Origin of the sequence: Acinetobacter sp. MF4640 (genome assembly GCF_002018895.1) — a bacterium.
Taxonomy (GTDB): Bacteria; Pseudomonadota; Gammaproteobacteria; order Pseudomonadales; family Moraxellaceae; genus Acinetobacter; species Acinetobacter johnsonii.
Genome location: NZ_MVOM01000005.1, coordinates 95,640 through 108,082, shown reverse-complemented (window position 1 = coordinate 108,082; position 12,443 = coordinate 95,640). Strand labels below are relative to the sequence as shown.

General features: G+C 42.6%; 11 protein-coding genes. 5 read left to right on the top strand and 6 right to left on the bottom strand.

Translation table 11 applies throughout. The annotated features are described in order from the left end of the window. Positions 1–252: 252 nt before the first annotated feature. The 5 genes from MF4640_RS02930 to MF4640_RS02910 all read right to left on the bottom strand — a co-directional run bounded on the left by MF4640_RS02930 (position 253) and on the right by MF4640_RS02910 (position 5,213). A complete protein-coding gene (locus tag MF4640_RS02930) occupies positions 253–1,164 on the bottom strand; it encodes a tyrosine recombinase XerC (RefSeq protein WP_062033935.1) in 912 nt (303 codons plus the stop codon). Positions 1,165–1,316: 152 nt separating this feature from the next. Beyond that, a complete protein-coding gene (gene dapF / locus MF4640_RS02925) occupies positions 1,317–2,162 on the bottom strand; it encodes a diaminopimelate epimerase (RefSeq protein ID WP_078388629.1) in 846 nt (281 codons plus the stop codon). A 6-nt stretch (positions 2,163–2,168) separates the two neighbouring features. Continuing rightward, the gene (lysA, locus tag MF4640_RS02920; protein ID WP_078388628.1) at positions 2,169–3,419 is read right to left on the bottom strand and encodes a diaminopimelate decarboxylase; all 1,251 of its coding nucleotides are present in this window, start codon (positions 3,417–3,419) and stop codon (positions 2,169–2,171) included. Positions 3,420–3,451: 32 nt separating this feature from the next. Next, a complete protein-coding gene (locus MF4640_RS02915) occupies positions 3,452–3,676 on the bottom strand; it encodes a hypothetical protein (protein WP_004982578.1) in 225 nt (74 codons plus the stop codon). 133 nt (positions 3,677–3,809) lie between these two features. Continuing rightward, a complete protein-coding gene (locus MF4640_RS02910) occupies positions 3,810–5,213 on the bottom strand; it encodes an amino acid permease (RefSeq protein WP_004695775.1) in 1,404 nt (467 codons plus the stop codon). A gap of 331 nt (positions 5,214–5,544) precedes the next feature. Here MF4640_RS02910 and MF4640_RS02905 point away from each other — a divergent pair, with 331 nt between their 5' ends. The 4 genes from MF4640_RS02905 (at position 5,545) to MF4640_RS02890 (ending at position 10,107) form a co-directional block, all read left to right on the top strand. After that, complete coding sequence (locus MF4640_RS02905; protein WP_004695773.1) at positions 5,545–6,906, top strand: alanine/glycine:cation symporter family protein; 1,362 nt, start codon at positions 5,545–5,547, stop codon at positions 6,904–6,906. Between the two features lie 143 nt (positions 6,907–7,049). Further along, positions 7,050–8,441, top strand: coding sequence for a DNA repair protein RadA (gene radA, locus MF4640_RS02900; RefSeq protein WP_004695771.1), 1,392 nt, complete (start codon positions 7,050–7,052; stop codon positions 8,439–8,441). Positions 8,442–8,559: 118 nt separating this feature from the next. After that, entirely contained in the window at positions 8,560–9,522 is a 963-nt protein-coding gene (locus MF4640_RS02895) for a Tim44 domain-containing protein (RefSeq protein ID WP_078388627.1), read from the top strand. A 261-nt stretch (positions 9,523–9,783) separates the two neighbouring features. After that, positions 9,784–10,107, top strand: a complete 324-nt coding sequence (locus MF4640_RS02890; RefSeq protein WP_004695767.1) for a hypothetical protein — start codon at positions 9,784–9,786, stop codon at positions 10,105–10,107. Between the two features lie 70 nt (positions 10,108–10,177). Here the strand turns inward: MF4640_RS02890 and MF4640_RS02885 are convergent, their stop codons facing one another. Beyond that, on the bottom strand, positions 10,178–11,359 hold the full coding sequence (locus MF4640_RS02885) for a S1C family serine protease (RefSeq protein ID WP_004695766.1): 1,182 nt from the start codon (positions 11,357–11,359) through the stop codon (positions 10,178–10,180). A gap of 168 nt (positions 11,360–11,527) precedes the next feature. On the opposite strand from MF4640_RS02885, the gene MF4640_RS02880 reads away from it, so the two are divergent. After that, complete coding sequence (locus MF4640_RS02880) at positions 11,528–12,286, top strand: Nif3-like dinuclear metal center hexameric protein (RefSeq protein ID WP_078388626.1); 759 nt, start codon at positions 11,528–11,530, stop codon at positions 12,284–12,286. Positions 12,287–12,443: the final 157 nt, after the last annotated feature.

Below are 12,443 nucleotides of genomic sequence, written 5' to 3'. Positions count from 1 at the left end.
TCTTGACTATTTTGTATTGCTCGACGCACTGCCTGTGTCGTTGTGGCGCTGCTGTGTAGAACTTGTCCCATAGTGCTTCCTTCCATTTATCTGAGAATATTGCACCATTAAAATCTGGGACTAAACACCCTAGCGCGTACATAATTATCTACTGATGTGTTTACGCTGTTTGTTCTGACTTTTGGCGCTTAACCCAAAATACAGCGCTATAGTGCATGCATTATGTGACACTATTTTTAAAGTATGAATAAACTAAGTTTTCACCTTTTGCTGTGCTCGAGGATGCGTCTGATCATACACTTGAGCCAGTCTGTCAAAATCGACATGGGTATAAATTTGGGTGGTACTTAAGTTACTGTGGCCTAACATTTCCTGCACTGCGCGTAAGTCACCACTGTTTGACAGCATGTGACTAGCAAAACAATGACGGAGTAAATGCGGATGCAGATCGATATTTACGCCTGCGCGCTGTGCCTGAAACTTGACCCGATTTTCAATCTGGCGCATCCCCAAAGGATTGCCCTTTTGAGTAATAAAAACTTGTGCATCGGGCACAAAATCACCATTCCACAGCGGATAAATGCTCAGCCATTTCATTACTGCATCTTTGGCTTTAGAACCAAAAGGTACAACCCGAGTTTTATTCCCCTTACCTGTAATACGCAGTAACTGTCGGTTAAAGTCGATATCTTTAATTCTTAAGCCTTGCACTTCCGCTAAGCGTAATCCACTGGCATAAAGTAGCTCAAGCAAAGCTTTGTCTCGATACCACATTTGCTGTTCGACTTCTTTCTCAGGCAAGGCCTGATCCAAAATTTGATTGATAGTTTCAATGTCCACTAGCCCTGGTAAAGGGCGAGGTTTACGTTTGAGTTGAAAGTCATCGGCAGGATTAAAAGCCAAATGTTGCCCCTGCTCAGCCCATTTCATAAACTGACGAATAGAAGATAACATCCGCTGTAAACTACTGGAGCTCAACTGTTGATGTTCAACTTTTTGTGCAATAAATTCGCGTAAATCAGTGGCTTCAACATCGCCCAACTCAAGCTTTTTCTGTTCGCAAAATAGCAGAAAATCAGACACATCTCGTTCATAAGCCTGCAAAGTATGGGCAGACTGATTTTGTATTTCTCGTTGTTTTAACCACATCGCGAGCAGTTGCATCGGCTCAAAAGTCACAAGTCAGCCTCTATAGTTCTATTCTGTGGAAGATTGATTTTCTTTTGCATAGTAGCACTGTCTCAGCTCTTTATATGCCTATTTCATTTTTCATAAAAAAGCACTGATGAATCAGTGCTTCTTGTTTGACGCTAAACTTAGTTTTGATAGTAACTCAGATCGATACGTCCTTCGTAGACATTTGAGGTTGGTCCCGTCATCCAAACCACTTCACCTTCACGCCATTCGATATGCAACTTACCACCTGCCAATTCAATCTCAACAGATGAATCGAGTAAACCACGGCGCATACCTGAAATCGCAGCCGCACAAGCTCCTGTTCCACAGGCCAAGGTTTCGCCTACGCCGCGTTCAAACACACGTAAGCGCGCATGCTTTTCATCAATGATTTGCATAAACCCAGCATTCACACGCTGCGGAAAACGCTCATGCGATTCAACCTGAGGGCCCAGACGTGCAACATCAGCTGTAATCACGTCAGGAACGATAGTAACTGCATGAGGGTTACCCATATTCACCACATCAATAGTCAATTGCTCATTGTTCGCCAAAGCAATGTCATACAAAGCTTCAGGAGCATCCGCAATAAATGGAATTTCCTGTGGTAAGAATTTTGGATAGCCCATATTCACGCGTACCCAGCCATTTTGACCGAGTTCGGGTTCTACAATCCCTGCCTTAGTTTGCACTTTAATCTTGGTCTTTGTCGTGAGCTGACGCTCATGTACAAAGCGTGCAAAGCAGCGCACGCCATTACCACATTGTTCAACTTCAGAACCATCAGCATTAAAAATACGGTATTTGAAATCGACATTGGGTAAATCAGGTGGCTCAACAATCAATAACTGATCAAAACCGATGCCGAAATGGCGATCCGCCAAGCGCTGAATCGTAACAGTATCAAGGAATGCTCTTTGACTGATTAAATCGACCACCATAAAGTCATTGCCTAGACCATGCATTTTGGTAAATTCTAATAACATCTTGAATTATCCTTCAGGCAATAAACGTTCTTTGTCCCAAAGCGACTCAATGGTTTCACGCTCACGAATCAAATGTGCGTTTTCACCATCCACCATCACTTCAGCGGCGCGACCGCGACTGTTGTAATTTGAACTCATGACAAAACCATAAGCGCCAGCACCCAATACAGCCAGTACGTCATTTTCTTGGAGTGCAAGCACACGCTCTTTACCTAAGAAATCACCTGTTTCACAAATCGCACCAACCACATCCCATTCTTTTGCCTCGACATCCGAGCGCGGTGTAACGGGCTGAATATCCATCCATGCTTCATACAGTGCAGGACGAATCAAGTCGTTCATGGCTGCATCAATAATCGCAAAGTTACGGTGAATGGTCGGTTTGAGTAAATCAACTTTGGTCAGGAGTACTCCTGCATTTGCCGAAATACTGCGTCCCGGTTCCATATACACTTTCAAGCCCAGTTTTTCTAAAGCGGGCTTCATTGCATTGGCATATTCAAAAACGGTAGGCGGCACTTCATCTTTATAGGTCACGCCTAAACCACCACCAATATCGATGTGTTTCAACTGAATACCCATGGTTTTCAGCTGATCGATCATCAAAATCACACGATCTAGCGCATCCACAAAAGGCTGTGTTTCAGTCAGTTGGGAACCAATATGGCAGTCGATACCAATAATGTCTAAATTCGGCAGCGTTGCAGCATATTGATAGGTTTCAAACACCGTATCTGACGGAATCCCAAATTTATTTTCTTTCAAACCTGTTGAAATATAAGGATGCGTTTTCGCATCTACATCTGGATTGACACGCAATGAAATGGGTGCTTTTTTGCCGAGCTTCGCTGCAACTTTTTGAATACGATCCAGCTCTGCATGAGACTCGACATTGAAGCATGCAATACCCACTTCTAATGCTTTTTGAACATCAATCTCAGTTTTACCTAAACCCGAAAAGACAATTTTAGAAGCATCGCCACCCGCTTTTAGTACACGAGCCAATTCTCCGCCCGTCACAATATCAAAACCCGCACCGAGCTTTGCAAGGACATTCAATACCGCAATGTTTGAGTTTGACTTAACCGCAAAACAAATTTGATGATCGATAAAGTCAAAAGCACGATCCATCTCTGTAAAGTGTTTTTCAAAAGTCGCTTTTGAATAAACATACAGTGGTGTACCAAATTGCTGCGCAAGCTGTTGCAGCGAGCATTGCTCAGCGTGCAAAACCCCATGATTGCGGGTAAAACTCATGAATGTATCCTTTCTATGAAGCGTTTAAGGTATTAAGGCTGATTGGTTTCAACTGAAGGTGCAGCAAACTCTTGCTTAACGGGCGCTGTATCTTCCTTTTGTGCAGACGGCTTAGATGCTGCATCTTTATAAAGCAAATATTTCGCTCGCTTGTCATAGTTTGGATCATTTGGCATATGTAATGTACCAGACTGACCACAACCGACGAATGCAGTACTCATCACCAAGACACTGATGCAGCAAATGACAGAACGCATCTGATCACCTATTTGATATTTTGAAGAAGTATAACCTGATCAACATGCATGACCAAACCACTAAGCGCTAAAGATTATAGTGAGTTAAAAAAAAACGCCAGTTAAAGACTGGCGTTTTTTTAAATGGTATCGATTATTTATGTTTCGGTTTGTAGAAACCAAAATAACCAATAATCAAAATGATGAACCAAATCGGACTCACCATTAAAGCTTTCATGGTATCGGCTTCTAGTGATAACACATAGATCACACCAATAAAGAAAACAATCACAAACCAACAAGTAAATAGACCACCCGGTAGTTTAAAAGTCGATTTTGCATGTAACTCTGGACGTGTTTTGTAATACACAATGTAGCTCCAGATAATCATAATCCAGACGCAGATAAACAAAATCGTCGACAGTGTAGTTGCCAAAGTAAAGGCTTCAACAGTATTTGGTACAAAGTACTGTAGTGCAGCACCTAACAGTAAACAAATTGCTGAAAAGTACAATGCATTTGCAGGAACAGCACGCTTGTTTAAGTGGCCAAATGCTTTTGGCCCTTGATCTTCACGAGACAAACCAAACAACATACGCGACGTTGAAAACACACCACTATTCATTGATGACATCACAGAAGACAATACCACCAAGTTCATGATGATTGCTGCTGCTGCAATACCCGCTTGACTAAACAAGTTCACAAAAGGCGAAACCGCCGGATCAATCACGTTCCATGGTGTCACAGACATTACAATCACTAAAGACAGCACATAGAAAACAATGATACGAATTGGAATCGAGTTCACCGCTTTAGGCAAATTCTTTTCTGGGTCTTTAGTTTCAGCAGCCGTGGTACCGACTAGCTCTACACCTACAAAGGCAAAGATCGCAATTTGGAAACCAGCAAGGAAGCCCGTCACGCCTGTTGGGAACATTCCGCCATGTGACCAAAGATGACTAAATGATGCAATTTCACCCGTTGTTGAAGTGAACCCTGTAAAGATCATCCATAAACCAACGGCAATCAACACCACAATGGCAATAATCTTAATCAGTGCAAACCAGAACTCCAGCTCACCAAACAGTTTCACCGTGACCAAGTTCAAGCCCATGATGAACACAATGGCCGCAACACTGATCATCACCCCTTCCCCAGGTGTGAACGGCATACCTCCATTAAAGAACTGAAGGTAATAAATAATGGCTGATAAGTCCGCAATACCAATCGTGATCCAACATAACCAATAGGTCCAACCAACGAAATAGCCTGCCCACGGTCCGATCAAATCGGTAGAGAAATCGATAAACGATTTGTACTTCAAGTTAGACAGCAGTAATTCGCCAAGCGCGCGCATGACCAAAAACACCATAAAACCAATAATCATGTAAATGATTAAAATAGATGGCCCAGCGAGACTAATCGTCTTCCCCGACCCCATAAATAAACCTGTACCAATCGCACCGCCAATCGCAATGAGTTGTAAATGGCGGTTGGATAAACTCCGTTTTAAATCGCCTTGTTCAGAGGTCGATTCTGTATTTTCTAAACTCATTCTTGATGTCGTCTTTTATTTCCAGTCGCCAAAATTACCCGAAAAGTACAAAAAAATAAAAATAAAATTGTATTAATCTATATTTTCAACATCTTTTGAAAAGTTAATTAATTTTTCTTATATTTAATACGACAAAGGACACGTGAAAGTTCCTGTTGAAAAAATCAGCAAAACACTTGTCAAAAATAAATTTCCGTGTAACAAATACAACAAGACTAAAAATCAATAAAAAATCGTGCAGGAAGCATGACTGTGGCATATCAATTGCTTAATAAAACTCAAAATTTTTCTAGAAATTTCAAGTTTTAAAACATAGAGGACTAAAAGAAAAATGAATACACAAAGTTTACAAACTTTTATGGAAACCATCAGTGGTTGGGTCTGGGGACCCTATATGTTGGTCCTCATTGTCGGAACAGGGATATTCCTCACATTACGCTTGTTCTTCTGGCAAATCCGCATGTTGCCTCTGGCCTTTAAACAAGTATTTGGCAAACATGACCAAGCACATTCTCATGCAGGAGATATCTCCCACTTTGCATCCCTCATGACGGCACTCTCTGCCACCATTGGTACGGGTAATATCGCCGGTGTTGCAACCGCTTGTGTCCTTGGTGGCCCAGGTGCGGTGTTTTGGATGTGGATGACAGCACTGTTCGGTATGGCAACCAAATATGGTGAAGGCGTACTGGCAGTTAAATACCGAATCAAAAATGAAAAAGGTGAAATGTCTGGCGGTCCAATGTACTACATTGAACGCGGCCTAAAATGGAAGTGGTTAGCCCTGATTTTTGCACTATTTGGCACCTTGGCGTCTTTTGGGATTGGCAGTTCAGTGCAATCCAACACAGTTGCGCTCGCTGTTGAAAACAGTACGGGAGTTGCAACATGGATCACAGGTATCGTCATTACGGTATTCTCCGCTTTGGTTATTTTAGGCGGGATTAAATCGATTTCTAAAGCTGCTTCTTTCATCGTGCCGATTATGGCGATTGGCTATGTCCTCGGTGGCCTCATTATTATCTTCAACCATCTTGAACTCGTCATGCCTGCACTTGAACTGATCTTCCGTGATGCCTTTACTGGTGAAGCGGTAGCAGGTGGCGCAATTGGTGCTGTCATTCGTTACGGTGTCGCTCGTGGCGTCTTCTCAAATGAAGCTGGTATGGGTTCGGCGCCGATCGCCGCAGCTGCTGCAAAAACCGACCACCCTGCGCGTCAAGGCTTAGTCTCAATGACAGGTACGTTTATCGATACCATTATCGTCTGTAGTATCACAGGGATCGTTTTGGTCATGGGCTTTATTATGGCGGGCAATAGTTTTGGTGGCGAAACAGGCGCGGTATTAACCACCCATACTTTTAACCAATTACTGCCGGGTGTCGGAGGCTGGATCGTAACTTTTGGTATTGTGTTCTTCGCTTATTCCACCATTTTAGGTTGGTGCTATTACGGCGAAAAATGCTGTACATATTTACTCGGTGAAAAGTATGTTCTGTTGTACCGTCTCATTTACATCGCATCAGTCTTTATTGGTTGCGTGGCATCTCTTGATTTAGTCTGGCTATTTGCCGATACCTTTAATGGTTTAATGGCGGTTCCAAACTTAATTGCTTTGTTATTGCTGTCGACGGTGATTGTGAAAGAGTCACGTGATTTTGTCGAAAAGCGTAAATCAGGTGAGTTGTACTAAGGTTATTTTCAAAGCAAGTTTTTAAAATCTGCAATCGTTAAGCCACCTTCGGGTGGCTTTTTGATTCAGAGCATTCATTTCAAATCAAATCCTCTGTATGCTGTTGAACCATCGAATACTCTAAATAGTGCATCAAATAAAGCATGGCAAAAGCAAAAAGTGTTTACCGCTGTGAACAATGTGGCGCTGACCATTCAAAATGGGCGGGTCAATGTTCTGAATGTGGAGAATGGAATAGTCTAGTTGAAGTCAATATTGCACCTGCAGTCACACATCGTGCGCAGCCCAAAATGGGGGGCGGCTATGCAGGTCAAGCTGCTGCTATTAGCACCTTAAATCAAATTTCAGTTTCACATGAGACTCGACTGGCTACAGGAATTGGTGAGTTTGATCGTGTGCTTGGCGGTGGTCTCGTCACGGGTTCCGTGGTGCTGATTGGCGGTGATCCGGGCATCGGGAAATCGACCATTTTATTGCAAACGGCAACGCATATGGCCGCGGCCAACAGTGCGGCATTGTATGTCACAGGTGAAGAATCACTCTCTCAAGTGGCTTTACGTGCAAATCGTCTTGATCTGCCTACAGATAAACTCAAAGTCATGGCAGAAACCTGTGTTGAGCGGATATGTGAAATGCTTGCCCACGAGCGTCCCGCCGTGGCAATTTTAGATTCCATTCAAACCCTATATACCGAAACACTCCAGTCAGCGCCAGGCGGTGTTTCTCAAATTCGCGAGTCCGCAGCTTTACTGACACGTTTTGCTAAAAATAGTGGTACAGCCTTGTTCATTGTCGGACACGTCACCAAAGAAGGTGCACTGGCTGGCCCGCGTGTGCTTGAACATATGGTAGACTGTGTTCTGTACTTTGAAGGTCAGTCCGACTCACGTTATCGGATGATTCGTGCCGTTAAAAATCGTTTTGGTGCAGTCAATGAACTCGGGGTTTTTGGCATGACTGATAAAGGATTAAGAGAAGTGGCGAATCCTTCAGCCATTTTCCTAAGTCGTTATGATGAAGCCATTGCAGGCTCAATCGTGATGATCAGCCGTGAAGGCACACGTCCTCTGTTGGTTGAGGTTCAAGCTTTGGTTGATGATGCACATGGTCAACCGCGCCGAGTCGCCTTAGGTTTAGAACAAAACCGTTTAAATATGCTCTTGGCGGTAATGCATCGCCATGGTGGCGTGCAAACATCTGGACAAGATGTCTATGTCAACGTTGTCGGTGGTTTAAAAATCACGGAAACAGGCTCTGACTTGGCCGTCCTATTGGCCTGTGCCTCTAGCCTGCGAGGTAAAGCACTACCACAACAATTGGCTGTTTTTGGCGAGGTAGGACTCTCTGGAGAAATTCGCCCAGTCCCCAATGGACAGGAACGCTTAAAAGAAGCCATTAAACATGGTTTTAAATACATTATTCTACCGCGAGGCAACGCACCGCAAAAAGACATTGCTGGGGTGAAGGTCATCGCTGTGGCGCGCTTACATGAGGCACTCACTGAAGCCATGAGCTTAAGTGACGAACTCAACTAAGCTAAATTCCATTCAATTGGATTTCTCATAAAATAAACACGTTTTTTATTGAAATTTAGGATGAAAGACTGCATAAAGGTAGAGTTAAAATTTATTTTTTATAGAGTAGGAAAATTTGATGGAAGTTCGACAGCGTGGTTTGATTGCTGGTTTTTTAACAGCGGCTCTTTTAGTTGCACCCTTAGCCGCAGAAGCTAAACGTGCAGGTGGTGGTAAAAGCCACGGCATGAGCCGTCAAGCTGCACCAACTCAGTCTTATCAACAACCTCGTCAAGCAACTCCAGCTCAACAACCTACCGCGCCCGCTACAGCTCCAGCTAAATCTGGTCCAGGCGTCGGTGGTATGGTTGCGGCTGGTGTAGCGGGTGCTGCAATTGGAGCTGTAGCTGCAAATGCATTGGCAGATGACAACTCTGCTTCTCAAGCGCAAGCACAGGAAGAAAAAGGTGGTATTCCGAGCTGGATTTGGATTCTTCTTGCCGCTGCTGTTGCCTTCTTCATTTTCCGTAAAATGGGCGCAAAAAAAAAAGTAGCACCTAATCCATACGCGCCAAACAATGGTTCAACTCAAGCACCGTTTGGCCAACAAGCTGCACCACGTACATCAAATGACAACAGCAATATTTTTGGTCAGTCTGTAGGTGGTTCAGCTGCTACACCACAAAACAATGCACCTTTTGGCGCTGCCTATACCAATAGTGGTAGTCAGCTTCCAGACGGTACAGAACCTGCGGCTTTCTTACGTATTGCTCGTCAACGTTTCAATCATATTCAGTCGATGAACACGGCAAGTAACATTTCTGAAATTCAGCGTTACTTGACACCTGATCTTTACCAGTCTATGTATCAAGACATTATGGCAAACCAAGATCAAGATGTAGCTGAGTTTTCAAACCTGAATGCGATGGTTGCAGACTTTGCGACAGAAAATGGCCAATACGTGGTTAGCGTACGTTTTACTGGTACAGTAAGTGAAGACCTCAACAGCTTACCGCAACCTTTTGCTGAAGTTTGGCACTTTGTAAAACCTGCGGGTTCTACCCAAGACTGGCTCGTTGCGGGTATCCAGCAAGAAGCTTAATCTCTAAAGATAAAAAACAGCGACTTCGGTCGCTGTTTTTTATTGTGCAGATTCAACAATTAAATTACGGATAAATCGCTATACAACTTTTCAATACAAAATAGCATCCACAAAAACTGAACACCTATTTCAATAAATTTCCTTACCTAATAAATTATAGTATTCATATTCAGAATTCTATTTTGCGCTTAGGCTATAGCCATATCACAAATAGTTTCGCATTTTGAACACTCTGTAAATAATGTTACTGAGAAAGAAAATATGAAAAATTTAACCATGCTTTGCATTTCACTATTTATCAGCTCCCATAGTCTCGCCTGCGAGCCAGCCTCCTTAAATTGGGAACAGTTTCATAAGACCTATGATCTAAATAAAAATAAAACCTTCGAGTTAAAAGAATTTTTAAGCGTTAAAGATTTTGACCCGCTTCCTTGGCCCGATGACAAACGCTTCCAAGCTAAAGATAAAAATTTTAAATTATTTAAATATCTAGATAAAAATAAGGATGGTAAACTGGCCGATGAAGAGCTTGGAGAAATTCATAGCTTACTCCCTAATCCTTGTGCAAATTGGCCCCCACGATAATTTCTCAATCATAAAATTCTAAGCAATAAAAAACCCTGAATAATCAGGGTTTAATATTTTTAAATAATGATTAACGTTCTGGTAATGGGATAAATTGAGAGTCCTGATTTTGCTCTTTTCTTTCCCCAACAACCACAGCAACATCTAAAGGTTTGCCATCGCGCTCAAGTGAAATCTGAATGGTGCTATTTGGCGGTTGTAGAGCCACAAAATTAATCAAATGTGAGGTTGAAGCAATCACTTCATCATTCACTTTCACAATCTTGTCGCCTTTCTTTAAACCAGCTTTTGCAGCAGGTCCCGTTTTTAACACGTCCGCGACAACCACACCTGGCCCTTTAGGCTCTAAGATATTGACTTGTTCAACAGGCAATAAACTAATACCTAGCCAACCACGTACCACACGACCGTCTTTAAGAATAGAGTTCAGTACTTGTTGGCAAATTCTTGCAGGAATGGCAAAACCAATACCTAAAGACCCACCTGACTGAGAGAAAATCGCAGTATTAACCCCAATCAAATTCCCCGCCACATCAATCAAAGCACCACCAGAATTACCAGGATTAATTGCAGCATCAGTTTGAATGAAGTCTTCATAAGTGTTAATGCCCAGGTCAGAGCGTCCTGTAGCAGAGATAATACCCTGCGTAACGGTTTGACCTACGCCAAATGGGTTGCCAATGGCCAAGACCACATCACCCACTTCGTTGCCACTGAGCTTAAAGGGTAAAACAGGCAGATTTGCCAGCTCAATTTTAATCACAGCCAAATCGGTATCGGGGTCGGTACCAATCACTTTAGCCACTGCACGACGGCCATCTTGTAATGCCACAACAATTTGATCGGCTTGAGCAATCACATGATTATTCGTCAAAATATAACCATCAGGGCGAACAATCACACCTGAACCCAAACTGTTTTCATTTTTATTTTGGCTAAACTGATCTGGAATTTGATTGCCAAAAAATTCACGGAACGCAGGATCATTGAGTAATGGATGGTCAAGTTGTTTGACTTTTTGCGTGGTAAAAATATTTACTACTGCTGGTGCAGCCACTTTCACGGCAGCGCTATAAGAAACTACCCCACCGGTACGCGTGGTGTTAATTAAAGGTTCAACCTTTTCAGCAGGCATCTTAATACCATCGGACGCCACAGGCGCTTTTGGCTTTTGATACTGCTGCCAAGCAAAAAATCCAGCAATGACTAAAATGAGTAATACCCAAGGTAACCAGGAAAAGGTCCTGCGCACGATTTCACCCTCTAAAATGTTTTAATTCATTGATGACTATGTAATTTATGCCTATTGTAAAGCGAAATTCAAGCCGAAGCACAAAAATAAGCAAGAGTTTTGTCATGCTTTAGTTACAATAAACAATAGGTTCCGATGTAATCAATTTAAAAGAGTTTTTAAGTCGATATGGCAAAATTACAAGACATTATTCAGTGGTGTGATCAAACCCTCAAATCACCTGAGTTTAAGGACTATGCACCGAATGGCCTTCAAATTGAAGGAAAGACCGAAGTACGTAAAATTTTAGCTGCGGTGACAGCATCGCAAGATGCCATAGATGCCGCGATCCGAGAAAATGCGGATCTTTTACTAGTGCATCATGGTTATTTTTGGAAAGGTGAAGCCTACCCCATCACAGGTATGCGTGGTAAACGGATCAAGAGTCTGATTCAACATGACATTTCTTTGTTGGCATATCACCTCCCCCTCGACAGCCATCCGAGTCTTGGAAATAATGCAGCTATTGCAGATTTGCTCGAACTAGAACGTATTGAGGCGCTTGACCCATCTGAGCGTCATCCTATTGGCAATATTGGTTATTTAAACCAGCCTATGCCTGTGGAAGAGTTTAAAAAGTTTGTGTCTGAGAAATTAAAGTTTGATGTCACCCATCTTCCTGCGGACAAGACCATGATTGAAAAAGTCGGTTTTTGTACCGGTGGTGCACAAGATTTTATTGTAAAAGCCGCAGAACAAGGATGTGATGCCTATATTTCAGGCGAAGTCAGTGAACGTACCTTCTATGAAGCTAAAGAATTAGGCGTACATTATTTTGCTTGCGGACATCATGCGACTGAACGCTATGGCGTGCAGCGATTAGGTCAAGCCATTTCAGAACAATTTAATATTGAATATGTTTATTTCGAGTTAAACAACCCAATCTAAGCAATCACTGGGATGAGACCTCTTTCATCCCAGTCCTTTCAATGCGCTTACATCGCATGGCATCCGACATTACCTCCATTTAAGCAAATTATTACTTTCTAAAATATTATTCCTAGTCTTTCATCTTTTTAAATCAAAACATAGCATCAGTTCAAAA